A 26,687-nucleotide genomic window follows, 5' to 3' on the forward strand; every position below is an offset into this window, starting at 1 on the left:
GTGACCGTTTTGTCGGTCGCCCCCTTTTCCTATCAAGGAGTAGAACCATGCGCAAAACTCTATTCAGTGGAGCATTGCTGCTGCTGGCCGCTGGCCAGGCTCAGGCAGACTATCAGTGTCGCGTTAATCCTCAGGACGATATTGTTATCAGCCCACAGCAGGTGAAAGTGGTGGGAGCCAGCGGCAATCTGTCGATCTCGCCATCGGGTGACGTGCAGCGAAACGGCAATCTGGTGAGCACTGACCCGGCGACCCGGCAAAAGGCTGTCGACTATCAGAACGCGTTGCGCCGTGATTTACCGTGGATTGACAGCGGCGCGAAACAGCGACTGGAAAAAGGTCGTGTGGCGTTGGACCGGGTGATTGTCGATAAGCTGGGACAGAGCAGCAGCGTGCGTAAACGCCTGATCACGTTGGATGGTCAGCTGAAACAGCAGATGAATCGAATTATTGAGCATCGTAGCGATGGCCTGACCTTCCACCATCAGGCGGTGGCAGAAGTCCGCCAGGACGGTGAGCAGCTGGTACAAAGCGCGCTAGGCGGCGTGGTGCAGGACAGCCTGAATGAGATGGGCACTAAGTCAGTGGGTAACGGCGATAATCCATTGCAGGCGATCATGGGCAACCTGGGGGGCTTACAGCAGTCGATTCAGTCTGAATGGAACAACCAGCAGCAGGATTTTCAGAATTTTGGCCATGAAGTCTGTAATCGCGTGATTAGCCTGGAAGACCAACGTAAGGCGTTGATTGCCGGATTAAAGTAATAAGCTGAATTCTGCCACACCGGGAGATTTCTGAAGTGCCTCCGGCAAAGGATCTATAAAGGTTATATTTTCATTTTTTTGACCGTGGGCTATTAGACGCCGCATCTTTTCACTGACGTATAGCCAGAAACTTCCTTAAAAGACCGCTGCTGCTAAACACCCGGCAAGGATTCAGCTTATCTTGCCGGGAAGAGTGCCCCGAAGCTATTCAGCCAGGAACAGCTCCAGCAGCGAGTTCAGAAACAGTTTACCTTTCTCGGTGATTTGCCAGTATTCCGCCGTCTCCGTTAAATAGCCTTTAGCCAGCGCGGTGTCGATCTGCGCCCGGATGCTGTGCTCTGACAGGCCGGTATAGCGCGTATATTCGGCGCGTGGGGCGGCCTCCAGCAGGCGAAAGCGGTTCATAAAGAACTCGAACGGCTTCTCGGCATCTGCCACCTCAACACGTTTATCCAGATAGTTACCGGCCATAAAACCACGCGGATGGCGAGTTTTGCTGGTGCGGATAATTGTTCCGTCAGGCTGGGTCAGTTTACCGTGTGCGCCGCAGCCAATGCCGAGATAATCACCGAAACGCCAGTAGTTCAGATTGTGTTCGCAGCGATAGCCGGGTTTGGCATAGGCGGAAGTTTCATACTGCTGATAGCCAGCGGCGCTCAGCAGCTGATGGCCCTGCTCGAAAATATCCCACAGGTCGTCTTCATCAGGTAAGCGTGGCGGCCTTGAGGCAAACAGCGTATTCGGCTCTATAGTCAGCTGATACCACGACAGATGCGGCGGATTCAGGGCTATCGCCTGACGCAGATCGTCCAGAGCCTCCTCCAGCGACTGATCCGGCAGGCCGTGCATCAGGTCAAGGTTGAAGCTGCGCAAGCCGAGACCGGCGGCAAGTTCCGCCGCGCGTCGCGCTTCCTCCGGGCCGTGAATGCGCCCGAGGCGCTGTAGTTTCGCCGGGCTGAAACTCTGTACGCCAATGGAAATACGGTTAATCCCGGCGCGCTGATAGCCGCTAAAGCGATCGGCCTCGACCGCGCCGGGATTGGCTTCCATGGTGATCTCCGCCTCCGGCGACAGCGGCAGCCTTGCGCGCACGCCATCCAGCAGCATCTGCATCGCCTCGCTGCTTAGCAGGCTGGGCGTACCGCCACCGATAAAGAGAGTGCCGACCTCGCGCCCCGATGTCAGGGGCAGGTCAATGTCCAGATCGTTCAGCAGGTGCTGCACATACTCTTCATGCGGCACCTCGCCTTTCAACGCGTGGGAGTTGAAATCGCAATAGGGGCATTTCTGCACACACCAGGGGATATGGATATACAGGCTTAATGCGGGCAAATTAACCATGTTTCATCGCGCTCAGCAGCATGTTCAGCGCTTTTCCTCGATGGGATACGGCCAGCTTTTCGCTTTTACTTAACTCGGCCGCAGTTTTGCCCAACTCCGGGACAAAGAAAATCGGATCGTAGCCGAAGCCGCCAACGCCAGAAGCGGTACGCGCAATTTCACCCGTCCAGCTGCCGTGGAACACCAGCGGCGTCGGATCGGCCGCATGGCGCAAATACACCAGCACGCAGTGAAAATGCGCCTGGCGTTCGCCATCCGGTACGGCATTCAGCGCCGCCAGGAGTTTATCCAGATTCTGCTGGTCAGAGGCATCTTCACCCGCATAGCGAGCTGAATAAATACCCGGCGCTCCGCCAAGTACGTCCACCGCCAGGCCCGAATCGTCGGCAATAGCCGGTAGCCCGGTTACGGCTGAAGCGTGACGCGCCTTCAGGATGGCGTTCTCAATAAAGGTCAAACCGGTTTCTTCGGCTGACTCTACGCCCAGCTCGGTCTGCGCCACAATATCAAGGCCAAACGCGGCCAGCAGGTCGGCCAGCTCACGCACCTTACCAGGGTTGCCGGTGGCGAGTACAACTTTTTGCATAGTCAATCCAGATTGTTGTTTCATTTGATCAGCCGCCAAAATAACTGCGGCTGCAAGCGGGGGAAGAGGTTCCGCCCCGGCGGCTGAAGTCAAGTCAGTGGCCGGGGCGCTGCAACGACAGGGAGTAAAGCGGTGTTAGAATTGCGCCCAGCCTGGCACATATTCCAGCCCAAGGAAATTCAGCATATACAGAACCAGGATCACCGCCATTGCCGAGAAGTCGATACCTCCCATCGCCGGGATAATGCGGCGGATCGGTGCCATTAACGGCTCTGTCAGTTGTAACAGCACATAATCAACCGGGTTACGGCCTTGGCTTATCCAGCTCATCAACGAACGCACGATAATCACCCAAAATACCAGTACGCCAGCGGCCTTAACCAGCAGCACCAGGCCCAGATAAAGGAAAATCGGGTCCGGGATAAACAGGCGCAGCATGACCGGAACCGACAGCACGCTGACGATATAAGCGATCAGCAATGAGGCGGTATCAAGCGGCCCGATGGAGGGGATAATACGCCGCAACGGTTTGACAATGGGCTGGGTAATTTTTACCACAAATTGCGAAAACGGGTTATAGAAGTCGCAACGTGCCCACTGCATCCAGATACGTAGTAACAGCACTTTGATATAAATCGCCATCACTGTGGTTACCAGAAAGATCAACGCTAACATGGGGTTCCTTAGTTGTTGTGTGTAGCGGCGGCACTGACGTAGTCGCGCGCGCCGAAAATGGCGGTGCCGATTCGCACCATAGTACTTCCCGCTGCAATCGCGGCGTCCATGTCATCACTCATTCCCAGCGAGAGAGTATCTACGCAGGGATAATGCTGTTGCAGCTGTTTAAACGCAGCTGCCATCTGCTGACACACCGCCAGCTGACTCTCATAGTCGTCTTGCGGTGCCGGGATAGCCATTACGCCGCGCAGCTTCAGACGCGGTAGCGCGGCTATCTGCTGTGCCAGCGCAGGCAGGTCTGCCAGCATAATGCCTGATTTGCTCTGCTCTGCGCTGATATTTATTTGAATCAGTACATTAAGCGGAGCCAGGGTCTCAGGCCGCTGCTGGCTAAGGCGCTCGGCAATGCGCAGGCGGTCGATGGTATGACACCAGTCAAAGTTCTCCGCCACCAGACGACTTTTATTGGATTGCAGCGGGCCGATAAAGTGCCAGACAAGGGCAGGATTTGCCAGTAGCTGGATTTTATCTACCCCTTCCTGCACGTAGTTTTCACCGAAGCAGCATTGTCCAGCGGCGACCGCTTCTTCGATGGCGCTCGCAGGTTTAGTTTTACTTACTGCAAGCAGCGTAATTTCTTGTGGATCGCGCCCGCATCGCGCTGCTGCTGCCGAGATCCGCTGGTGGACTTGCTGTAAGTTGTGCTTAATCGAAGTCATAGTCAGGGAAAAAAAATGGGTATTGAGGATTTAGTGGCCCTTAGTGTAAAGCATAACGCGGGAGATCTGCACCTTTGCAGTGGACATTCGCCATTCTGGCGCTGTAACGGTCGACTGGAAGCGATACCCGATCGGCCCGTGCTGCAAGAAAAGTGGCTGGAAAGCGTTGCCGCAGACTGGCTGACCTCAGCGCAATATCATGAACTGACGCAGAACGGCCAGGTGGATTTTGCCCTGACGCTGGGCGATGGCGTGCGTCTGCGCGCTAATCTGTTTCGCCAGCGCCACGGGCTTTCGCTGGCGCTGCGTTTGATTGCCGGGCAGTGTCCGCCGCTGGCATCCCTGCACCTGCCTGCCGTGACTACTTCGTTGTTGCAAATGGAAGAGGGGCTTATTCTGATCACCGGCGCGACCGGTAGCGGTAAGTCCACCACGTTGGCGGCATTGATCGATGAGATGAACCAGCGGCAGCGACGGCATATTTTAACGCTGGAAGACCCGGTGGAATTTTTGCACCACAGCGCACAATCGTTGATCCAACAGCGCGAGAAAGGGCTGCATTTCACCCGCTTTGACGCCGGGCTGCGGGCGGCGCTGCGTCAGGACCCGGATGTGATCCTGCTAGGGGAACTGCGCGATGCGGAAACCATTCGTCTGGCGCTGACGGCAGCTGAAACCGGGCATCTGGTGCTGGCGACACTGCATACCCGTGGTGCCACGCAGGCGGTGGAACGACTGGTGGACGTGTTTCCGGGCGATGAAAAGAATCTGGTGCGTAGCCAGCTGGCGGGCAGCTTAAAGGCAGTGATTGCCCAGCGTTTGGTCACGTCAGTACAGGGCAGGGTGGCGCTGTTTGAAGTACTGGTGAATAGCCCGGCGGTAGCCAATTTAATCCGTGAAGGAAAAAATCATCAGTTGCCAGGGCTGTTGCAGACCGGCAGCCAGCAGGGGATGCAAACCTTTGAACAGAGCCTCGCCGAACGGAAAAAAATGGGCCTGGTGAGCACCGCGTCAGCGGCCTGAAACTCACCGCTACTGACCAAGACGGATCCATTTTCGTCCGGCCAGCATGGTGATAGCAGTAATCGTTATGCCTGCCGCGAGGTGCATAATAAAGTCGAACAGGTGTAGCTGAATCCCATGACATAAAGACAGCAGCACCGATGACATAAAAGCCGTTCCGCAACCTGCCAGCGCCAGGCACTGTGCGGGATAGAGCGAACGGGTACGATACAAACAGATAATTGAAATCACCATCATCGGCAGGCTGGCAGTCAGCATAAACAGATAGCAATGTATCCCCTCGCCGAATCTGCCCGCCGCCGCCGGATCGTGGGATGATGTCGTGTTCAGCAGATTGACAGCCAGCCAAAGCATGGCTGACAGGGCAGCCCACCTGAGGCGAAGTGGCTTGCGCCCGGCGATACTGAGATTAAACGCACCGGCAATGGCGCTGGTGCCGATGCTAAACGAAATCAGCAGCGAGATAAGCGCGTACAACGCTCCTGGCTGCGACCAGTCGGTATATTTGCTGTGAAATGCCCAGCTGCTGAGCATGCCGCAGGGAAGCACGGCGATAATCCAGGCGGCAACGCGCCAACCTGTTGGCCAGGTGCGTTTTACCGGGCTGGCCCTGTTGCTGAGCTGGTCGATCAGCCGATCATGATTTCTCATGGGTACCCTTGCCATACTTACGGAGGTTTAACATTGCGCGATGCAAAAGTGATTTAACCGCAGAAACGGACATATTATTTTGTGCCGCCGCCTGCGCCAGGCTTTGTTCACCGAGATGCACGAACTCCACCATCTCGCGCTGGCGCGGCGGCAGACTGTCCAGATATCCGGTCAAAACTTCACTTTCTTCGCCCCTGGTGGACTCAAAATTATCCGGCTCTGCGGCCTGATTAAGTAACGCATCCTCATCCTGCACCTCCTGACGGCGACCTGACTGGCGTAGCGCGTCAATTGCCCGCGCTGAGCTGATGGCCGCCACCCAGGGCAGAATGGGACGCTGTGGATCGTAGGTATGACGCACGCGGTGGATAGCCAGTAACGCTTCCTGAACCACGTCTTCAACCAACGCCTCATCGCAGATTTTTCTGCGCACAAATGCCCGGATGGCGGGAACCATCGCTTTCAAAAGCCTGTTATAGGCTGCTTTGTCGCCAGCCTGCGCGCGGGCCATCAGTGCAGGCCAGGCCCGCGCATCGGCTTCATTATCTGACATCGTCAGCCCTGAAATGAATGGGGTGACGCCTGAAGTCATGGTGCATGGCGATCGCTTTTTATCATCGGTTGGCTCACGTTTTTTTCCCCTTCACCGTGGCGCGATCGAGCGCGGAGATAACGATCTGAGGCGTCAGCACCTGTGGCAGCACCACCGGTTTACCTCCGTTTGCAGGATAAACAACATACAGCGGCAGCCCGCCACGGCCGAAATCACTGAGCGCCTGTTCGACATCAGGATTGTAATTGGTCGAGTCGGCGATCATGTAAATGGTGCCGGTCCGTGCTATCGCGGATTTAACCGCCTCGGTTGACAGCGAGGTGCGATCGTTCACCTGGCAAGTGATGCACCAGGAAGCGGTAAAGTTGACCAGAACCGGTTGTCCTTGCCCTTTTACTGCTTCCACCTTCTGCGGTGACCAGGCCACCGTCGCTGCGGCTTCAGAGCTTTCAGCGGAGGCAGCCTGGTGGGAATACGATCCAATATTAGCCAGCGGCGGCACAACCAGCAAAACGAATATTGCGCTGGCGATATGCATCGGCCAGTGGCGCTTTCCCATCATACGGCGCTTCTGCGCCTTGCCATACAGCCAGGCGGCAAAACTAAGTACGATGCAGCACGCCAGTATCGCCGCCAGCGCGAATGAACCCGCCTGTCGCTCCAGAACCCAGATCAGCCAGGCGACCGCCCCCAGCATCGGAAATGCGAGTCCATGCTTTAGCGTGACCATCCAGGCGCCAGGCGCTGGCAGTATGCGTGCCAGCAGTGGAAAAAAGGAGATTAGCGTAAATGGGGCGGCAAAGCCCAGTGCCAGTGCTATAAAGATCACCAGACCGATCGGCGTTGGCTGAGTCAGCGCATAGCCGATGGCGCTGGCCATAAACGGGGCGCTACAGGGAGTGGCAACAATAATCGCCAGTGCTCCGGTCAGCGCGGAGCCGGTTAAACCTGCGCGCTGACCGCCCACTTCACCGACCCGCTGCACTGAAAGGCCAATCTCAAACAGGCCGAACAGATTAAGCGCCGACGCCAGCATGACCAGCGCCAGAAGGGCGATAACCAGCGGTGATTGCAACTGGAACCCCCAGCCGACCGCCGAGCCGCCCGAGCGCGCCAGCATCAGTGCGCCAGCCAGCGCCAGCATGGTGACCACCACGCCGAACAAAAAGGCCAGGCCTTCAGCTCTGGCCTGAGCGGGTTTGTCATGATGGCGGATCAGGCTCAACGCCTTGAGTGAAATAACCGGAAAAACGCACGGCATCAGATTGAGAATAATGCCACCCAGCAGGGCGGCAGCGATGGCTGTTAGCATAATGGACCTGGTTAGACAGAGGCGTTAAGCCGGGTTGGCCTGACGGTATTTTTTGACTGCATCCATCGCTTTCTGGATGTGCGCTTGTGGATTTTTATCACTATAGCTGAGCAAAATTTTGCCGTCTGGCGCGATGACGTACGACGTACGGTCGGACAGTGTTTTACCGTTGAACTGCATCGTGCTTTGATATTCTCCAGCCACTTTGGCGCCAGGATCGGCGGCTACCGTGAATTTGTCACGACACTCCAGCTGGGAAAATTTAGCGATTTGGTCAACATTACCGGCGGTAACGCCGATGACGGTAGCCCCTTGTTTTTTGAATTCATCGGTTGCTTCGGCGAAAGCGTGTGCTTCCAGGGTACAGCCCGCACTGAATGCTGCTGGGAAGAAATAGAGCACCACTGGCCCTTTCTGTAATGACTGCTGAAGTGAGAACGTCGTTGGCTTACCCGCCAGTGCGGCCTTCAGCTGAAAATCAGGGGCTTTCTCACCTGTTTGCAAAGCGGCAAGTGCAGAGGTGACAGGTAGAGTGAGGCTAAGAATGGCTGCGGCAGCCAGCGTGCTAAGGGTGCTTTTCTTACGCATTATGGTTTCTCCAATATGGGGCAGGCGTTAGCGCCTGCTGACCTTAAACTGAGTTTCGCTGATGCCAACGAAAAGGTTGCGGTCGGGAGAAAATATTTTTGCGCTTTTATTCAGGTCTGGCGTTGCCGCCAGCAACCCTTACTCATAGTGATTCTCAAACCAGCTTTCTAAGATGATCACTGCGGATAGCGAGTCAACGTTGCCCTTGCTAAGCGCGCGAAATCCCCCTCGTTCAAACAGTTCCGCCCGGGCTTCTACCGTGCTCAGTCTTTCATCGTGCAGATCAACCTGTACGCCGAAGCGCCCGTGCAGACGGTTGGCAAATTTACGCGCCCTTGTCGTTAACGGCTGTTCGCTACCGTCCATATTCAGCGGCAGCCCGACCACAACCCGCTCCGGCTGCCACTCTTTCAGCAGGGCTTCGATCCTGTTCCAGTCAGGAATGCCGTCATTCGCTTTCAGCGCGTTTAGCGGACGGGCTGTGCCCGTTAACTGTTGGCCAATGGCGACGCCGATACTTTTTGTACCGAAGTCAAATGACAGAAAGGTCTGACTACTCATTATGCATGTCCTGCTTCACTGGCAATATTGTGAATATCGACGCCGATGCTTTTTGCTGCTTCGCGCCAGCGTTCAGCTATCGGAGTGTGAAACAGGATATTGCTGTTAGCAGAAGTCGTTAACCACGCATTCTCCAGTAGCTCTTGTTCCAGCTGGTCTTTTTCCCAGGCGCAATAGCCGAGGGCAACCAGCACGTTATCCGGCTGTTCGAGCGTGCCGAGTGTTTCCAACACGTCACGCGAGGTGGTGATCACCGTGTTATCCGACACGCGAATACTGGAGGTAAAGGTCTTTTGTGCCGAGTGCAGAATGAAACCGCGATCCTCTGCTAACGGGCCACCGGCGAACACCGGCTTATCCAGTTTGATGTCAGTTTCGCGTGCGGTGGGGGTAATTTTGAGCTTCTTCAAAATACCCTCAACCGTCAGATTTTCCATCGGCTTATTCACGATCAACCCCATTGCGCCGTCAGAATTGTGTTCACAGATATAAACCACTGAACGCTTGAACAACGGGTCCTGCAATGTGGGCATGGCAATCAAAAAATGATGCTGTAAATTCATACTTAATGTTCTGTAGTCTGGTTAATACCCGCGCTAAACAGGCGGGCATTAAAGGTTAGCCGTGGGGCAATCGGCTCCCGCAGTAACAATCAGGCGAGGCGTTTTTCGATAGCATCCATCAGCATTGCGGTAACCGAGATCGGAAACGCGGCTTCGATCTCACGAATGCAGGTTGGACTAGTGACATTAATTTCGGTCAGCTTGTCGCCAATAATATCCAAGCCAACAAAAATCAGCCCCTTCTTCTTCAGAACAGGCGCCACGCGACGAGCTATTTCCCAGTCACTGTCAGAAAGAGGTCGTGCTTCGCCACGCCCTCCGGCCGCCAGGTTGCCACGCGTTTCACCCGATTTGGGGATGCGTGCCAGGCAATAGGGTACTGGCTCACCGTCTACCACCAGCACGCGTTTATCGCCATCTTTAATCGCTGGCAGATAGTTTTGTGCCATGCAATAGGCGCTACCGTGCCCGGTCAGGGTTTCAACGATGACCGACAGATTTGGGTCTTCCTGTTTGACGCGGAAAATCGATGCGCCACCCATTCCATCCAGCGGTTTGAGGATGATGTCACCATGCTGCTGCCAGAACTCACGGATCTGGCTGGCGTTGCGGGTCACCAGCGTATCTGGCGTCAGGTCGGCAAACCATGCGGTGAAAAGCTTCTCATTACAGTCACGCAGGCTTTGCGGCTTGTTCACAATCAGCGTGCCTTTTTCTTCTGCACGCTCAAGAATGTAGGTGGCGTAGATAAACTCGGTGTCAAACGGGGGATCTTTACGCATCAGCACCACGTTCAGGTCAGACAGCGCAATATCCTGCTCATTGCCGAAGGTAAACCACCGATCGTAGTTGTGCTCAACGCTTAGCAGGCGCGTACGCGCTCGCCCTTCGCCGCCGCGCAAATAAAGATCGTTCATCTCCATATAGTGAATTTCGTAACCACGGCGCTGTGCTTCCAGCAACATAGCAAAGCTGGAATCTTTTTTAATATTGATGGAGGTTATCGGGTCCATCACTATGCCAAGTTTGATCATTATTCTCTCCGCTTTAAGCTATCTTTTGCCATTTTAAATGGATGCCGTGTTCAGACAAGCTATTCAGTATCAGTACGCTCATCGGATGATCCGATGAGTGAACAAAGTACATCCCCTTCAGCCACATTCTGGAACCGGCAATCATGCCGATGCCCGGTTGGGTTTAGCCTAAATCGCCAAAACGCACCTGCAAAGCAGTAATTGCCGTCAGGGCGGTTGTCTCGGTACGCAGCACGCGTGGGCCTAGCAGAATATCAGTAAAATCATATTGTGCCGTCATGCCAATTTCATCGGCAGAAAGTCCACCCTCCGGACCAATCAACAGGCGCACACGCTCCACCGGCTGCGGCAACGTATTGATGCTGTGCTCTGCACGGGGATGAAGGTTGAGCTTGAGTCCCCGATCCTCTTCTGCGCACCACGCTTCCAGCGTCATTGGATGACGCACTTCAGGGATGCGGTTACGCCCACACTGCTCACAGGCGGCGATGGCAATTTTCTGCCACTGCTGGATCTTTTTCGCCAGTCGCTCTGCATCCAGCTTTACGCCACAGCGCTCGGAAAACAAGGGGGTAATGACATTTACGCCCAGTTCGACTGCTTTCTGGATGGTAAATTCCATTTTTTCACCGCGCGACATCACCTGTCCAAGATGAAGGTAAAGCGGTGACTCGCGGCTGTCGGCGCGGCTTGCGTGGATCCTGACATGTACATTTTTTTTGTCGGCCTGAATAATTTCAGCGGCAAAAGTCAGATTCGTGCCATCAAACAGTTCCAGCATCTGGCCTGGCCCCATTCGCAGTACGCGGCCAACATGATTAGCCGCCTCTTCACTCAGGGCTATCTCATTGCCAGCGTCTAGCGGCGCGGGGTGATAAATGCGGGGTATGCGCATGGAAATCCTGTCAAAGTTTACATATCAATGTCGTGCAGTTTAGGCCAGCGATTTTACCGCTGGCAAGCCTGCTGTACATAAGGGTTATTATTTCCCTGCACAAGGGCAATCCGCCGATCGCGTTCGCACTCCCACGGCGTAACCGGGTAAAGCCGGTTCCAGGCGGTCATCAACCGGGTCTGCTGTTTTGACATGCGCAGCTGATACTGGTCACGCATATAAAACCAGGTTCGGGCGATGGCTCCACGCGCACGCTCTGGCGGTTCGGCCCGTTTATTTTTGAAATCGACCTTCATGGCACACTGGCCATACTGTTGGTCGCCGCCGTTCCACTGTTCGTACATGAAGTTACCGCGATCGCCGTTGACCTCACCAATGGACGGTTGCAGGTTATGCAGATCGCTTTCCATCCGGCGATAGACAGGATCCTTGGCGCAGTTCTTGCGTCCACCGTCCTGCCAGCACAGGCGCTGGTGGCCAAAGGTCCAGGCAGGGACAACATGCTCCCATTCAATACGGCTGGCGCGGACGGCACTTTTGCGTACCTGGTAGCCACAGGAGGCCAGGTCGGGCACGCCCTTTTTCCCCTGCCAGTGAATGGTACAGCCACAATAAAATGAGCCTGGGGCATCGTGATGAATTCGCGCCGCAAAGGCTTTAGCCTGGCTAAAATTATTCTGCTGGTAGTGATCCAGGCTTAGAGCGTGGGCGAAAAGGGAAAAACAGGGCAGGGAGAACGCCAATAAGGCCAAAAATTTTCGAGACATGTTCCAGTAAATCTGTAATCCATAAAACGGTGATGGAGAGTAGCAGATGTACGGGGTATAACGAATAATGGCTTGAAATATAAGCCTGGTATCGTATGTTTTTCAATCAACTATTGGAGTTTTTAAGACTGCTGGAAGTCGCCGGGCTGGAGGAGGTCACCACAATGCAGGCAGCGATATTCGCTTTCGCCCCGGACTATCCGGTTATGACGGCGCACGCTCAATTGATGCTGCTGGCAGCGACAGCGGTAAGGAAAAGCACGGCTGCGCACTGAGGCTATCGCAAACTGATGGGTACGACGCGCGGGCAGGCCCAGAACGCTTTCCATCATCCATTTCCACTCTTTGCCATGCGGCGCGACGCGGCCAAAGTGCTTCCAAACCAGCAGATGTGCCAGTTCGTGGGGTACGACTTCATCAATAAACGCCTGCTGGTTTTCCAACAGTAGCACCGGGTTCAGGCGAATTTCCCAACTTTGCAGCCAGGCCGTTCCTGCCGCCGTACCTCGCTGTTTGTAATGCAGTGTGGGTTCTGGATAGGTGCTCTCGAGCCGCAGATTGGCCTGCTGAAGTTTCTCGCGCAGCCTGCGCATAACGGCCTGTTGTAAACAAATGGGGATTCTTTCGGATTTCATAAGCGCAGAATACGGCGTGCTGGCGGTCAATTCAAGCCGCGCGCAACCCCGTTGTCGGACAAAAATAGCGCGGGCCTGATAAAACAACAGGCCAGCATGATGCTGGCCTGTTTTAACTTTTGAATCAACGTATTAGTACGGATTAATCACGCTGACCAATATCACGCAGTTTCTTACCGTTTAACAGGTTACGCTCGATGTGCTCCAGCGAAATATTTTTGGTTTCCGGGATCAGCCACAGGGTAAGAACAATAAAGAACAGGTTGAGTGCCCCGTAAACCCAGAAGGTATTGGCGTTACCGAGATTGTTCAGCATGGTCAGGAACGTTGCCCCGACGATCATGTTAGCAATCCAGTTAGTGGCAGTCGAAACGGTAATGCCGAAATCGCGCCCTTTCAGCGGCTGGATCTCTGAACACAGTACCCAGATCAGCGGGCCGGCACTCATGGCGAAACCGATGATAAACATCAGCAGCATGGCAATCGCGAAGTACTGTCCGCTGCTGGAGCTGATGCCGAAGTGCAGCATCGTACCCAGCACGCCCATGCCCAGTGCCATGACCATAAAGCCGAGGATCAGCGTTGGCTTACGCCCCCAGCGATCCACCAGACCGATCGCAATAAATGTGGCCAGCACGTTAATCAAACCAACAATTACCGTCCCCCACATCTGCTGGGTAGTATTGGCAAATCCGGCAATTTCAAAAATTTTCGGTGCGTAATACATGATCACGTTCATGCCGGTGAACTGCTGCATCACCTGCAATAACACACCGAGATAAACCGCACGACGGAAGTTGCTGTTGCCTTTGAACAGCGACCAGCCGGACTGTTTGATCTTCAGGCTTTCGCGGATCTCATCCAGTTCGCGTTTAGCCTGCTCGCTGGTGTCGCGCAAGCGATCCAGCACGCGCTGAGCGCTGCGGAAGTCCCCTTTTGCCGCCAGCCAGCGCGGGCTGTTGGGCAGAAAGAAGACGCCAACCAGCAATAGCAGGGCTGGAATGGTAATCACGCCCAGCATCCAGCGCCATTCGCCGGTATAGCTAAAGGCCGTGTCGGAGAGGTAAGCACCGAGAATACCGATGGTAATCATCAACTGATAAAGCGAGATCATGCTGCCACGGATTTTTTCTGGCGCAATTTCAGAGAGATAGAGCGGGGCGGTGTATGACGCTACGCCAACGGCCAGGCCCAGCAACACGCGGGCGACGATCAGCATCTCCGGGTTGGGAGAAAGCGCTGACCACAGGGAGCCGATAACAAACAGCACGGCGCCGATCATCAGGCTCTTTTTGCGTCCCAGATAAGAGGACATCCAGCCGCTGCCAACGGCACCAATGGCGGCACCAAACATCATTGAGCTGACGATCCACTCCTGTTGATGAGGCGTTACGCTAAAATCTTTAGCGATAAAAGGCAGTGCCCCGGCAATGACACCGATATCCAGACCGAACAGCAGGCCAGCCAGTGCCGCAAGGAAGCAGACGAACAGGGTCATGGCCTTGTTTGAAGTCCTGCTTCGTTTTTTCTTTTCAGGCATAACGCCTCCGTTAAGTAGTACCGCATATTGTTGTTATAAACCGTCATTCTTCAAGCAGCAGGGGCGGTAGCCGCGTTCTGCAACTCGAATTATTGAGGTGTCGAATGGTAGAAAACTTGGCCATGCAAGACTGTGCGACAGATCACACCAGTGTAACCGGTTACAACTAAATTCTTGCAGAAAAAGCGTTTTTATCCCTGTTGCAGAGCGTTTTAAGCCGTAAGCCATAGCAAATTATAGTGTGTACTATCCATTCGGACGAAAAATATCAGACAGTGCTGAAAATTGCTCATTTTAATCGACGCCATAATAGTTTTATATTGTAAATAGAGAGGATAATCATCGAATTGGATATGTAATCGTTAACAAAAAGACATAGAAAGGGAGACTCTTGAGGTTACATTAGATTGCTAAAACGGTCACCTGGCCATTGGACCGATTCGAGTGACTCATCTGTTGATTGCTCCTCGTCCTGAAGAACGAAGATCCCCACTTAACGAGCCGAACCTGGGTCGCTTGCTACAAATCAGGATTGACAGTCCCCAGAAAGCCAGCATTACCAGTCTGATAGTTTTGATATGACGTTGAGCATTTAATGTCGTGGTCATTAGCATACCCGCACACAAGTACTATTAACTGACATCGAAAGGCATTTTTGTATGGTGGAATTGTAACAACCATAACGTTTTGGAAGGGGTATAGGTCAATAGTGACAATGCTCCGCCTGGCCCATTCCACATTGCCCTGTACTGGGCACGCAATTCACTCCAGTTGGCATTCGCTTCCTGCTTTAAGATTCACCTTGTGGTTATCTCGTTGTATTGTTTGGAAATTCGGTGATGTTACGTTTTTATTAATGGTGCTGAAAAATTAAAAAAATGACTAGCCTGATTGCAAAGGAATTAAAATTTATAAAACACCAATTAAATTTTCTTCTGGTTATTTATCTCTAGCAAAGGACTATTTAAATATTTTCCTTTATTTAATAAATTACCATCTTAATAATAGAGATGTAATGCATCTTAATGTTTACATACATCCTTTTTTATAAGAAGATATATTTAGTCTAATCATTGTAAAAAAGGATTTGAGTCAATGGAAATACCATCTTTCTATCCACGGAATGATATGTTTTTTAGTCAGAGCGAGCACGACGTTTTTGTAAGTGATTTGGCAAAAGAACCTGGTCTACATCGCTATAATGTAAACAGAAAAAATTTATCGAGTGCATTGATATATTATATATCTGGAATAACGTCTTTTGAGAAAAATAGTAGTAGTCATATCAATGCTAATGAAAATAACAGCCTGTCTTCTGTTCTTTACCCATTCCCCCATAATGACGCCTGTGCGCTCCAGCACGCATTTTCACAGTCAAAGATAAGAAAAGCTAACGGGCAAAATGGTCAGGGAGTTAAGCAGCGGGTGAACATATTTTTCAGCTCAGATTTGACCCAGCTTACACGAGATTTTTTACAGGGCTGCAGCAATCTCACCCGGCAGCAACAGACAGAACTCTCAATTCAGGAACTGCGTTCTGCAAGCCGATACGCTTTGCCACCGTTATCAGTAATAGCAAAAAAAATGGGTAATGGAATAGGATTCCTATTGAGCCACATCACAGGAATAGTGTCTCATGCTGAAGATTACATTGATCGCCATGATCCGTTTACACTCCCAATGTCAGAAGCATCCATCCTCAACAAAAAAAGTAAAATGCGAAAAATAGCGGATGTAGAAGATAGCTCTATTAGTATTAAGGATAAAATTTTCCGAAAAAAAAATAGCCATGATGATATACAGAAAAACCAACAGGCTAATAAAAGTTTTATAAACAACAGAATGCAAGCACTACATGATTATTTTGAAGTATTCAATACAGAGCTTCCAGGAATAGAAAAGATCGCGGCCACTCTTTTAAGAGAGGCATTACAAAAAAAATTCCATCTAGGTATAGATCCTGAAAAAAACTATCTTATGTGTTTTAGAACGCGGATTGATAGCGGGAATGATGTTGTTTTTGCTGAGCCGTTAAAGACTACAACGCTTACAGCATGCCTTCTCACGAAATTCGATACTGACTTTTTGGAACATCGTGACGAGGCGAATAGATTCTGTAGAATCTATGAAATCAAATATATTCATAATAAATCAGGCGAATTTGATTCTAAGGACGCGGTGAATATATCACCACTAGATTTCGTCTCATTGGTATGTGACATGGATATTTATAAGTATGCTAAGAAAAAAATGGTTGAATGTTTTAGTCAAGAAGATAGATATATAAAAAAAACTTTCATCCAATTTATATATGACCTTGAAGCGAGTGATATTTTACCTGAATCAGCTGAGGATGTCTTAAACGGAGTCGGGTTGCTGGAAGGAAAAGAGGTTAGAACAGCATTTTTCAGTATCAACGGCTACAGTGCAGCGAACGCATTTTTTTTTGAAAATAATAAAAACGACCGAGTGACATTGTATCTGCCAAATAGCTACTTTAAATTTTTATCCTTTAGAAGTTATTTTGAGATGGCAGCATGGGTAACTAATGCCTGTGCGACGAAAGAGAATAGAGTTATGATAGCGTCGCACTTTTCCATAGTGGACAGACAAAACGGCTTTTTTTACGATGGCATTGATGCCTGGCTTAATAGAATAAATGAGAAAAATTTTTACTATACCCGTATTTGTACGAATCTTGTTCCTATTTTATCTAAAGATTTTTTCAAGATATATTTCCATAGTCAAAAAAGTAAAATATTGTCTGACCTTGAATCAAGATCAACATCAGGAAAAGAGATGATTCGTGATATGTGGAAAGAGGCATTAGATACACAAAATATTAAGCCCGACAGGGCTCCACTATCACATCTTATCAAAAGCCTTGAGTACGCTGTGAATGCTGATAGTGATCATAAACAGTTACAGGAGTGGAATCATATTATTTATGATGAGGTCAACATTATAGCTATAGTCATCATGAATACGGCAATAAATTTATCTTCTGAAGAGGGATATGATTTTATAGATGGGGTAACCAGAGGCGTTAAATTAGAGAAAGAGATTGCTATCAAACCAAATTCCCCAGCGCTGAATGGCATCTATCAAGAGATACTGAAACCAATTGAATGCTCGGCTGAAATTAACGATAGAATTCGAGCTATAGACAGGTTTTTACCTGTAAAAACACCAGTAGTCATTGATTTGTATCGGATAAACGAAGTTATACACTCTGTTATCAGTACAGAAATACTCAATCATCCCTACCGTCTTCATTATGGTTTTCTTCCTAATATTCGTGATCATGCATATCTTCAAGTCGGATGTAAGAAATACAAAACGGCATATATTTCAGCAGAGAAAATTCTCGATGCTGCCTCACGAGCAGCTCATAACCATGATTTAGAGGGTAATATTAAGCGCCTTTTTTGTAAAATCATTAATACGAACAATGAGAGAGTACTCGATGAGGCTATAAAAAGGCTTAGTCATCAAATGTCACGAGTGAAAATATTTCTTAATAGTTCTAAAGCTATTTCGTATAGAAATATCATTTTTGTTTCAGCAAAACGAAGGCTTTACTCGCAGGATACCGATTTTTTTCATACTACAATTGCAGGCGGAGAACATCTTAAACGTTTTATGATGGGTTTTACATTGAAAGAAGATCCCGTAAAAAGAATATTTATAATGCTGGAGTCCAATCCAGATTCTCCAGCTCACCGTGGCAATCTGACTTCAAATCTGAATATTACCATTCTTGAACCTGCCATAGTCCGTGAGGAGTATCACTTGACATCCTGTATTACAGAAGTTTGCCATGCAGCCCGGTTTGAGGATTATTATTTACCCGGTGATACTCGCGCAGTAAAACGTGAATTTAATATTGCACTGGATAATGGGATAGTGACAAATAATAAATTCTTTCAGGATTTTACCGCTGAAATATTCAACTATCTTGGAACCCCTAAAATTTTAAGTGAAGAGAGTTCACTTGCTGTAATAAAAAAAACGCCAATGTTAATGGCTAATTTGATGATGAATAATGCCGATACGTTCATAGTTCTTGTTAAATATCTTGCAAGTATGCAAGTTAATCAGGGAATGCAAGGAGACATTAATAAATACGACGATCACGATAGCAATCATGACATGTTAGGGTTACTTTTCTTTGCATCGATGTAGCATTCGAATAAAAAGGGAGCAGAATTACAGTGCGGGTAATGAACGTTTACGTAACGCACGGTGGTAACTCAAAAGCTTCATTGACATCAAATCCAACCTATCAAAGTTAGGAATGAGACTGATGATAAGGCTCTGCTTTAAAACACCAAGGATGCTCTAATCAGGAGTGAGGGTAGTGGTTACCATCTTCGGTAAAAAAAATAAGTAAACTGCAAGCCTATCGAGGGGCATCCACGGATGCCCCTGAAGTTCAACGTAGAAAATTATTTCAGGCCGGCGGCCTCGCGCAGCTGCGCTGCTTTGTCGGTTTTTTCCCACGGGAAGTGTTCACGACCAAAGTGACCATAAGCAGCGGTCTCGCGGTAGATGGGGTGCAGCAGATCCAGCATCTGGATCAGACCGTGAGGACGCAGGTCAAAGAATTCGCGCACCAGCAGAGTCAGCGTTTCGGTAGAGATTTTCTCTGTACCAAACGTTTCTACCATGATGGAAGTGGGTTCTGCCACGCCGATAGCATAGGAAACCTGGATTTCACAGCGATCGGCCAGGCCAGCAGCAACGATATTTTTTGCTACATAGCGTGCCGCGTAAGCCGCAGAGCGATCGACTTTTGACGGATCTTTACCCGAGAATGCGCCACCGCCGTGACGAGCCATGCCGCCGTAAGTATCAACGATGATTTTGCGACCGGTCAGGCCGCAGTCGCCCATTGGGCCACCGATGACAAAACGGCCGGTTGGGTTGATATGGTATTTGGTATTGGCGTTGATCCATTCTGTCGGCAGTACCGGCTTGATGATCTCTTCCATCACCGCTTCCTGCAAATCTTTTTGCGAGATGTCTTCAGCATGCTGGGTAGACAGGACCACCGCATCAATACCGACGATCTTGCCGTCGTCGTACTGGAAGGTGATCTGACTTTTCGCATCCGGACGCAGCCACGGCAGTGTCCCGCTCTTACGCACTTCGGACTGGCGCTGTACCAGACGGTGAGCATAAGTCACTGGCGCAGGCATCAACACGTCAGTTTCGTTGGTGGCATAGCCAAACATCAGGCCCTGGTCGCCAGCACCCTGCTCCAGCGGGTCGGTACGGTCAACGCCTTGGTTGATATCCGGTGACTGTTTACCAATGGCGCTCAACACCGCGCAAGAGTTGGCATCAAAGCCCATATCGGAATGGACATAGCCGATATCACGCACGGTCTGTCGAGTGATCTCTTCGATATCTACCCATGCGCTGGTGGTGATTTCACCGCCAACCAGAACCATGCCGGTTTTCACATAGGTTTCGCAAGCCACACGGGCTTTAGGATCCTGCTCGAGGATAGCATCAAGCACGGCATCAGAGATCTGATCGGCGATTTTATCAGGATGTCCTTCTGATACGGACTCGGATGTAAAAAGGTGTTTAGCCATTTTATTCTTTACCTTGAATTTAACGGGTTAAAAATCAACTGCATAGCGCGAAGACTGGTCACGAGTCGGTAAACTCAGACTTTACGCCCCCACAGGCAAAGCCATGAGCAGTAGTAAGACGGTGAGAAGTTGACCTGTATAGACGGATTAACTTCTGGACGTCTATTTTAGGTTACTCGTTAAGCGGATTGCCAGCATTTTTTGCCGGATCAATGTGACTCAAGGTAATGGGCAATAAAATATCCTGTCACAGCACCTGTTTAGCTCATTTAGATTTTGCATTTTAACCTTCAGAGCTGTATAAAACGCCGCTAAAGACCCCATCCGTGGCGAGGGTCATATGCTGGCTTTTAGCCTCATTTTCAGCTTTATCCGCGTGCCGAGAAGGCAGGTGTGGAGGTGATAACGGTAATGAACCACCAGTTCGCTTTATCCGCCCAATTGCGCCATCCTGGCGTGTTCAGTCTCCCTGATTTCATCATCCATGCCAGTCAATTGCAGCGAAGTTATCCGCGTGTTGGTCATAATGCTGACAGCATCGCGGGTTAACATTGACCTTGCCACAGCCTGTTTACTCTGCTGCATCACGATGGCTAATTTCCCGGCCCCTTGATCCGCAGACTGGCTATAATTTGCATGAGATAACGTATAAATTGGGTGCGGTTCTCTCGGATTATCCTGAGAGTTTTCCTCATAAGTTCTCTGGCCCGCTACACGGAGTCTGCGACTTGTCTTACAATGTAACACTGCAAAAAACGATTTCAGCACCACTTTCGCGTGCGTGGCCGAACCGGCCGTTAATCGATAAATTCTTGCTACAGGATGTTCCTGTAGCTGCCAGCCGTTTTGCTTCATTACAACTTGAGGTTTGCGATGTCTGACGACATGAAGAAAATTATGGGTTCGTCAGCAGGCGAGCAGAGTGGATTACGCTCCATGCAGGAGGTCGCCATCAGCGACCAGGATGCCAGCAGAATGCTGCGCACCTACAACATTGCCTGGTGGGGTAACAACTACTACGACGTTAACGAGCTGGGCCATATCAGCGTCTGTCCCGATCCTGACGTGCCGGAAGCCCGCGTCGATTTGGCAAAACTGGTCAAAGAGCGCGAGGCAGAAGGTCAACGTCTGCCGGCCCTGTTCTGCTTCCCACAAATTTTGCAACACCGCCTGCGTTCAATTAACGCCGCCTTTAAGCGCGCGCGCGAATCCTATGGCTACAACGGCGACTACTTCCTGGTTTATCCGATCAAGGTTAACCAGCATAAACGTGTTATTGAGTCGCTGATTAATTCCGGCGAACCGCTGGGGCTGGAAGCCGGTTCCAAAGCCGAGCTGATGGCCGTGCTGGCACATGCGGGCATGACGCGTTCGGTGATTGTCTGTAACGGCTATAAGGATCGTGAATATATCCGCCTTGCCCTGATTGGCGAGAAGATGGGCCACAAGGTCTATCTGGTGCTGGAAAAGATGACCGAAGTGAAACTGGTGCTTGAAGAAGCCGAGCGGCTAAACGTGATACCTCGTCTCGGTATCCGCGCGCGCCTTGCTTCCCAGGGTTCCGGTAAATGGCAGTCCAGCGGCGGTGAAAAATCGAAGTTTGGCCTGTCTGCGACTCAGGTATTGAAGCTGGTAGAAATTATGCGTGAGGCGGGCCGGATGGAAAGCCTGCAACTGCTGCATTTCCACCTCGGTTCACAGATGGCGAATATTCGTGATATCGCTACCGGCGTGCGGGAATCGGCGCGTTTCTACGTCGAACTGGCAAAACTTGGCGTTAACATTCAGTGCTTTGACGTCGGCGGCGGTCTGGGCGTGGATTACGAGGGCACGCGTTCACAAAGCGACTGCTCGGTAAACTATGGTCTGAACGAATATGCAAACAACGTGATCTGGGCGATTGGCGCAGCCTGTGATGAGAACGAGCTGCCGCATCCGACGGTGATCACCGAATCCGGGCGCGCCGTGACCGCGCATCATACGGTGCTGGTCTCCAACATTATCGGCGTGGAGCGCAACGAATTCAGCGAACCCCAGCCGCCGGTTGAAGATGCACCGCGCCCTATCGTCAGCATGTGGGACACTTGGCAGGAGATGCACGAGCCGAATAATCGTCGCTCGCTGCGTGAATGGTTGCACGACAGCCAGATGGATCTGTTTGATATCCATACCGGCTACTCGCAGGGAACCTATGACCTGACCCAGCGCGCCTGGGCTGAACAGCTTTATCTGAGCATCTGCCACTATATTCAGCTGCATCTGGATCCGAGCAACCGCGCGCATCGCCCGATTATCGACGAGTTGCAGGAGCGTATGGCGGATAAAATCTACGTCAACTTCTCGCTGTTCCAGTCGATGCCGGATGCCTGGGGCATCGATCAGCTGTTCCCGGTGCTGCCGCTGGAAGGGCTGAACAAAGTGCCTGAGCGTCGGGCAGTATTGCTGGATATTACCTGTGACTCCGACGGCACCATCGATCATTACATCGACGGCGACGGTATTGCCACCACCATGCCGATGCCGGAGTACGATGTGGAGAATCCTCCGATGCTCGGCTTCTTTATGGTCGGTGCTTACCAAGAGATCCTCGGCAATATGCACAACCTGTTTGGTGACACTGAAGCGGTGGACGTCTTTGCCTTTGCTGATGGTCGCGTTGAGGTTCAGCTGTCGGATGAAGGGGATACCGTCGCCGATATGCTGGAGTATGTGCAGCTCAACCCGGCGGAGCTGCTGACGCACTTCCGTAATCAGATCAAACAAAGCGATCTGGATGACGAGCTGCGCGCGCAGTTCCTTGAAGAGTTCGAAGCGGGACTCTACGGCTATACTTATCTTGAAGATGAGTAACGTTAAAGCCTGATGGCGATGTTTTTGACGATCGACAGTCCCTGAAATGGATGATTAAGGAGCGAGACATGGGTTTATTAGACAGTTTAATTAATAATGCACTCGGCGGCGGTGACAAAGAGCAGAACTCTGGCAGCGAGTCGGGCATGGGTGGCAAGTTAGGCAGCCTGGCGATGATGGCGATCCTACAATGGGTGCAATCACAGGGTGGTTTTCAGGCTGTGCTGGCTAAGCTGCAACAGGGTGGCCTGGGCGGTCTTGCCGAAAGCTGGCTCGGCAGCGGTGAGAATCAACCTGTTGCCACCAGCCAGTTACAGTCTGCTTTTGGTCACGATGAGCTGCAATCGCTGGCTGACAAACTGGGTACTACCCCGGAAGATGCGGTGAGCAAATTGCAGCAGTTCTTACCACAGTTTTTCGATCATGCATCGCCAGACGGTGAGCTGAAGCCGGAAGCGGAGCAAAACCTGAATAATGCCGATGGTAATGATTTGGGTAAGTTCGTTGACGGTATTTTTGCTAAAAAGTAACGCTTTGACGATGAGTTAATTTCCGATCCCTTCTGCGTCGAATATGACGCAGAAGGGATTTTTTCTATACCGGGTAAACGGGCAGAGCAAGCATTAAGATGCCGCCGTTTAACGAGGATTTGCTATGAACAACACCTTAAACCATGAGTATGACAACTCTCTGGTTTCCAACGCCTTTGGCTTTATGCGTTTTCCACTCAATTTCCAGCCCTACGACAGCGATGCGGAGTGGGTGATCACCGGCGTGCCTTTTGATGCTGCCACTTCTGGCCGCCCCGGCAGCCGTCTTGGCCCTGGCGCTATTCGGCAGATCTCCACCAATCTGGCCTGGGAAGGCTGTCGCTGGCCGTGGCAGTTCGATCTGCGTCAGCACCTGAAGGTGATTGACTGTGGCGATCTGGTCTATGCTTTTGGTGATGCGCAGGATTTCAGCGACAAATTGCAGGCACATGCTGAAAAACTGCTGGCGAAGGGTAAGCGCATGCTGACCTTTGGCGGCGACCACTACATCAGTCTGCCGCTGCTGCGCGCCCATGCGAAAACCTTTGGTAAGATGGCGCTGGTGCATTTTGATGCGCATACGGACACGTATTCCAACGGCCCAACCTTCGATCACGGCACCATGTTCTATACGGCTCCGAAAGAAGGTCTGATCTCCCCGGAACACTCCGTGCAGATTGGTATTCGTACCGAATTCGATCCCTCTCTGGGCTTTAACGTGCTGGATGCGGCGCAGGTTAACGATCGTAGCGTGGATGATATTCTGGCGCAGGTGAAACAGGTAGTCGGCGATCTGCCCATCTATCTGACCTTTGATATCGACTGCCTCGATCCGGCCCATGCGCCGGGAACCGGTACGCCGGTGATCGGCGGCCTGACCAGCGATAAAGCCAGCAAACTGATCCGTGGCCTGCAAGGCATGAACATCGTTGGCATGGATCTGGTTGAAGTGGCTCCGGGTTACGACCAGTCTGAGATCACCGCGCTGGCGGCTGCCAGTCTGGCATTGGATATGCTGCACGTCCAGGCTGCCAACAAGATCAAATAAGCCGTAAGGGCGGGGCAACCCGCCCTTACTCATTTTACCTTATTGGTAACATTTGTACTCGTACTTGCCGTCCGTTTGTGTCTGGCAGGGAAGAAATTTTCTGTTTTTTATAATAGATTTTGGTATTTGCGTTTTCATTGCAGAAAAAGTCTCTTCGACGTGAGAAGATGAAAAATGCCGATGTAGTAAAGGACAAATATGGTGTGGATGATATTGAAATTGTTGATAACCATCTCTCCATGATGGCAAGTTGAATGCACAATATAGGCTAATTGGGTCACCATTTGGTGATGTGGATCTAATTTTAGATATCGCATCGTAAAAAGATCGTTTATTTATTAACAGAGATTTGTATCGTGGATAACGATATCATCCACAATAGCCATAAAACACAGGGCTGGCGTTGCACGAAACTATCCCCGTGACCATCGGTGCCGTTCAATGAGGTAGTTGCAAATTTGTATACGCTTACATACGTTTCAGATATTACGATCACAACGTAAATATCAAACAATCTGTTATTGCTTTTTATTGAACAAATTTTTTTGGTTGTAATAGGTATTCGCGTACCATTTTCCTTATTAATACTGGCTATCCCATCTCACATCTTTATAGCCATATCGGATCGTGTGCCTGTTGATTTAGATATCGTAAACGGTTGTTTCTGTAATACTCGACAGAAGGCGGAGCCTATGGTAAAAGGAATTCAGCTTGACCTATCTTTATATCTCATCTTTGTATTTTTAATCTCTTAACAATGCAGGTGGTTATATGGACATATCCAAAATATCGGGCAAACACTTTCTAGAACTTAACTCTACTCACATTGATAAAACATTGGGAATATCTGCCTATTCTCCTTATGTTTACCCCTGTAAATTTATTAAAGAGTCCTACTTATACTCCTGTCAGCTTCCCAATAAAATCATTGAAGCTTTATATGATTTCAGAAACCATAGCAATGACTATGGCGCACTTCTTATTCGTGGTTTTAGTGTCCTTCCTGACCACATATTAACACCTAAGGATAATTTTTCTATTCCTGACACTTTTAATTTTTACCGAGAGCGTGTTATTTCCATGATTGGCGAACAGTTAGGGTATTTAGTTTCATATAAGCAGGAGAAAAAAGGTGTTATTTTCCAAAATATAATCCCATCAAAAGAACATGAGTATCACCTTTCATCAGAAAGCTCCAAGTCTCTTCTTGATTTTCATACGGAAATAGCTTTTCATTATGAGAAGCCTGATTATATCATCTTACTTTGCATCAGGCCCGATCATGATAAAAAAGCGAAGACATTTACATCCAGTACAAGAAGGATTAAATCTTATTTAAGTAATAGGGATATATCTATTCTTTCAGAAAAAAAATTTAAAACGGGCGTAGACTACTCTTTTGGGGGTAGTAATGGTGAAAAAGGAAATGGACGTATAGTTTCTGTGTTTAAAAAAAATAACCATGACTATATTTGTTACGATTTAGATCTTATGGAGGGTATTGATAGTGAAGCTAACGAAGTCTTAAAAAATTTATCAAAAGCAGCTAACCATTCTAAGTGTTATGTCTCTCTTGAGTCTGGTGATTTACTTATTATTGACAATAACAGAGCAATACATGGAAGAACCAGGTTTACACCCCGATATGATGGCTTTGATCGTTGGCTGCTCCGGGCATGTGTTTTAGAAGATAGGGTGAAATTAGAGTCTGTATCAACGGAAGATAACCCAAGAATGATTTGCAGGGAATTTTAAAAAGAGGGTTGAGTATGTCTGTTTATTTTATTTATATTTTCGTGGCTTTATTGTCTTACGTAACGCCTGGCCCTGACTGGTTGATAGTATCTAAGAATACTTTTAGAAGTAAAAGAGAGGGTATGCTTTCAGCATTGGGCGTTCAGTGTGGCCTCTTCTTTCACATGATTCTTGCTGTCATTGGTGCTTCAGCTATTTTTCTCGCATCGAAGAATGCATTTTATATTATCCAGATGCTTGGTGGGCTATATATTGTATGGATTGGGTTTTCATCTTTAAAAGAATTGCATTCTAATCGTGATAAGAATGCTGAGGAGGGTTCTCCTCAAAAAGTTAATAATGGAGCTTTTCTTAGTGGACTGACTGCGAATATTTTGAATCCCAAGGTGGCTATCTTCTTTATTAGTATACTGCCTCAATTCGTCAGTGAAAAAGGCAATATTATCTCTCAGGTTATTACTTTAGGTATCATTGATATCTTGGTTGGTGTTGTTTGGTGGGTCGCGTTTGTTAGTTTGATTGGAAAACTCTATAAATTAGCCAAAGATGAAAGTATTCGCAACAGGATTGAGTTTTTAACCGGTTCTTTGCTTTTAATTATAGGTGTTATTTTTATTATTAAGTCAATGTTTTCAATGTTTGGTTAGTGTATGAGTAAAATACTTTTCGAAAATGCGTTTATTATTTTTAA

At 49.9% G+C, this 26,687-nt stretch carries 25 protein-coding genes; 8 read left to right on the forward strand and 17 right to left on the reverse strand.

What is annotated here, in order from left to right:
• Positions 1-47: 47 nt before the first annotated feature.
• On the forward strand, positions 48-764 hold the full coding sequence (locus tag EPIR_RS03200) for a YggN family protein (RefSeq protein WP_023653862.1): 717 nt from the start codon (positions 48-50) through the stop codon (positions 762-764).
• Positions 765-968: 204 nt separating this feature from the next.
• Here EPIR_RS03200 and hemW read toward each other — a convergent pair whose 3' ends face one another.
• The 4 genes from hemW to EPIR_RS03220 form a co-directional block, all read right to left on the reverse strand.
• Positions 969-2,105 carry a radical SAM family heme chaperone HemW gene (hemW, locus tag EPIR_RS03205; RefSeq protein WP_023653863.1) on the reverse strand — a complete coding sequence of 379 codons (1,137 nt, stop codon included), beginning with the start codon at positions 2,103-2,105 and terminating at the stop codon, positions 969-971.
• Entirely contained in the window at positions 2,098-2,691 is a 594-nt protein-coding gene (gene rdgB / locus EPIR_RS03210; protein ID WP_048696786.1) for an RdgB/HAM1 family non-canonical purine NTP pyrophosphatase, read from the reverse strand. Before rdgB ends, hemW begins: the two co-directional genes overlap by 8 nt.
• A gap of 135 nt (positions 2,692-2,826) precedes the next feature.
• Positions 2,827-3,366, reverse strand: a complete 540-nt coding sequence (locus EPIR_RS03215) for a YggT family protein (protein WP_023653865.1) — start codon at positions 3,364-3,366, stop codon at positions 2,827-2,829.
• Positions 3,367-3,374: 8 nt separating this feature from the next.
• The gene (locus EPIR_RS03220; RefSeq protein WP_023653866.1) at positions 3,375-4,088 is read right to left on the reverse strand and encodes a YggS family pyridoxal phosphate-dependent enzyme; all 714 of its coding nucleotides are present in this window, start codon (positions 4,086-4,088) and stop codon (positions 3,375-3,377) included.
• Between the two features lie 15 nt (positions 4,089-4,103).
• Between EPIR_RS03220 and EPIR_RS03225 the strand changes: the two genes are divergently transcribed.
• A complete protein-coding gene (locus EPIR_RS03225) occupies positions 4,104-5,111 on the forward strand; it encodes a type IV pilus twitching motility protein PilT (protein WP_023653867.1) in 1,008 nt (335 codons plus the stop codon).
• 9 nt (positions 5,112-5,120) lie between these two features.
• Here the strand turns inward: EPIR_RS03225 and EPIR_RS03230 are convergent, their stop codons facing one another.
• From EPIR_RS03230 to EPIR_RS03280, 11 genes are all read right to left on the reverse strand, one after another.
• Positions 5,121-5,762 carry an NrsF family protein gene (locus tag EPIR_RS03230; protein ID WP_023653868.1) on the reverse strand — a complete coding sequence of 214 codons (642 nt, stop codon included), beginning with the start codon at positions 5,760-5,762 and terminating at the stop codon, positions 5,121-5,123.
• Positions 5,749-6,315: a sigma-70 family RNA polymerase sigma factor gene (locus tag EPIR_RS03235; protein ID WP_023653869.1), complete on the reverse strand. Its 567-nt coding sequence runs from the start codon at positions 6,313-6,315 to the stop codon at positions 5,749-5,751. The genes EPIR_RS03230 and EPIR_RS03235 overlap by 14 nt, the downstream gene beginning before the upstream one ends.
• A 73-nt stretch (positions 6,316-6,388) precedes the next feature.
• Positions 6,389-7,627 carry a protein-disulfide reductase DsbD family protein gene (locus EPIR_RS03240; RefSeq protein ID WP_023653870.1) on the reverse strand — a complete coding sequence of 413 codons (1,239 nt, stop codon included), beginning with the start codon at positions 7,625-7,627 and terminating at the stop codon, positions 6,389-6,391.
• 24 nt (positions 7,628-7,651) lie between these two features.
• Positions 7,652-8,215 carry a peroxiredoxin gene (locus EPIR_RS03245; protein ID WP_023653871.1) on the reverse strand — a complete coding sequence of 188 codons (564 nt, stop codon included), beginning with the start codon at positions 8,213-8,215 and terminating at the stop codon, positions 7,652-7,654.
• A gap of 138 nt (positions 8,216-8,353) precedes the next feature.
• A complete protein-coding gene (ruvX, locus tag EPIR_RS03250; RefSeq protein ID WP_023653873.1) occupies positions 8,354-8,776 on the reverse strand; it encodes a Holliday junction resolvase RuvX in 423 nt (140 codons plus the stop codon).
• Complete coding sequence (locus EPIR_RS03255; protein ID WP_023653874.1) at positions 8,776-9,339, reverse strand: YqgE/AlgH family protein; 564 nt, start codon at positions 9,337-9,339, stop codon at positions 8,776-8,778. The genes ruvX and EPIR_RS03255 overlap by 1 nt, the downstream gene beginning before the upstream one ends.
• 89 nt (positions 9,340-9,428) lie before the next feature.
• Positions 9,429-10,373 (reverse strand): glutathione synthase, encoded by a 945-nt coding sequence (gene gshB / locus EPIR_RS03260; protein ID WP_023653875.1) that lies wholly within the window; start codon positions 10,371-10,373, stop codon positions 9,429-9,431.
• Positions 10,374-10,536: 163 nt separating this feature from the next.
• Positions 10,537-11,268: a 16S rRNA (uracil(1498)-N(3))-methyltransferase gene (gene rsmE / locus EPIR_RS03265; protein WP_023653877.1), complete on the reverse strand. Its 732-nt coding sequence runs from the start codon at positions 11,266-11,268 to the stop codon at positions 10,537-10,539.
• 53 nt (positions 11,269-11,321) lie between these two features.
• Positions 11,322-12,035, reverse strand: coding sequence for a deoxyribonuclease I (gene endA / locus EPIR_RS03270; RefSeq protein ID WP_023653878.1), 714 nt, complete (start codon positions 12,033-12,035; stop codon positions 11,322-11,324).
• A 122-nt stretch (positions 12,036-12,157) separates the two neighbouring features.
• A complete protein-coding gene (locus tag EPIR_RS03275) occupies positions 12,158-12,670 on the reverse strand; it encodes a SprT family zinc-dependent metalloprotease (protein WP_023653879.1) in 513 nt (170 codons plus the stop codon).
• Positions 12,671-12,812: 142 nt separating this feature from the next.
• Complete coding sequence (locus EPIR_RS03280) at positions 12,813-14,210, reverse strand: sugar porter family MFS transporter (protein ID WP_023653880.1); 1,398 nt, start codon at positions 14,208-14,210, stop codon at positions 12,813-12,815.
• A gap of 1,095 nt (positions 14,211-15,305) precedes the next feature.
• Between EPIR_RS03280 and EPIR_RS03285 the strand changes: the two genes are divergently transcribed.
• Positions 15,306-18,395: a dermonecrotic toxin domain-containing protein gene (locus EPIR_RS03285; RefSeq protein ID WP_023653881.1), complete on the forward strand. Its 3,090-nt coding sequence runs from the start codon at positions 15,306-15,308 to the stop codon at positions 18,393-18,395.
• A gap of 263 nt (positions 18,396-18,658) precedes the next feature.
• On the opposite strand, the gene metK is transcribed toward EPIR_RS03285, so the two are convergent.
• Both metK and EPIR_RS03295 read right to left on the reverse strand, forming a co-directional pair.
• Positions 18,659-19,813, reverse strand: coding sequence for a methionine adenosyltransferase (gene metK / locus EPIR_RS03290; RefSeq protein WP_023653882.1), 1,155 nt, complete (start codon positions 19,811-19,813; stop codon positions 18,659-18,661).
• A gap of 429 nt (positions 19,814-20,242) precedes the next feature.
• Positions 20,243-20,668, reverse strand: a complete 426-nt coding sequence (locus EPIR_RS03295) for a hypothetical protein (protein WP_048696790.1) — start codon at positions 20,666-20,668, stop codon at positions 20,243-20,245.
• Between the two features lie 18 nt (positions 20,669-20,686).
• Between EPIR_RS03295 and speA the strand changes: the two genes are divergently transcribed.
• The 5 genes from speA (at position 20,687) to EPIR_RS03320 (ending at position 26,643) form a co-directional block, all read left to right on the forward strand.
• Positions 20,687-22,663: a biosynthetic arginine decarboxylase gene (gene speA, locus EPIR_RS03300; RefSeq protein ID WP_023653883.1), complete on the forward strand. Its 1,977-nt coding sequence runs from the start codon at positions 20,687-20,689 to the stop codon at positions 22,661-22,663.
• A 68-nt stretch (positions 22,664-22,731) separates the two neighbouring features.
• Positions 22,732-23,193 (forward strand): YidB family protein, encoded by a 462-nt coding sequence (locus tag EPIR_RS03305; RefSeq protein ID WP_023653884.1) that lies wholly within the window; start codon positions 22,732-22,734, stop codon positions 23,191-23,193.
• Positions 23,194-23,317: 124 nt separating this feature from the next.
• Entirely contained in the window at positions 23,318-24,241 is a 924-nt protein-coding gene (gene speB / locus EPIR_RS03310; RefSeq protein ID WP_023653885.1) for an agmatinase, read from the forward strand.
• 771 nt (positions 24,242-25,012) lie between these two features.
• Positions 25,013-25,996, forward strand: a complete 984-nt coding sequence (locus EPIR_RS03315; protein WP_023653887.1) for a TauD/TfdA family dioxygenase — start codon at positions 25,013-25,015, stop codon at positions 25,994-25,996.
• A 14-nt stretch (positions 25,997-26,010) separates the two neighbouring features.
• Complete coding sequence (locus EPIR_RS03320; RefSeq protein ID WP_023653888.1) at positions 26,011-26,643, forward strand: LysE family translocator; 633 nt, start codon at positions 26,011-26,013, stop codon at positions 26,641-26,643.
• The last annotated feature ends 44 nt before the right edge of the window (positions 26,644-26,687 follow it).

Origin of the sequence: Erwinia piriflorinigrans CFBP 5888 (genome assembly GCF_001050515.1) — a bacterium.
Taxonomy (GTDB): Bacteria; Pseudomonadota; Gammaproteobacteria; order Enterobacterales; family Enterobacteriaceae; genus Erwinia; species Erwinia piriflorinigrans.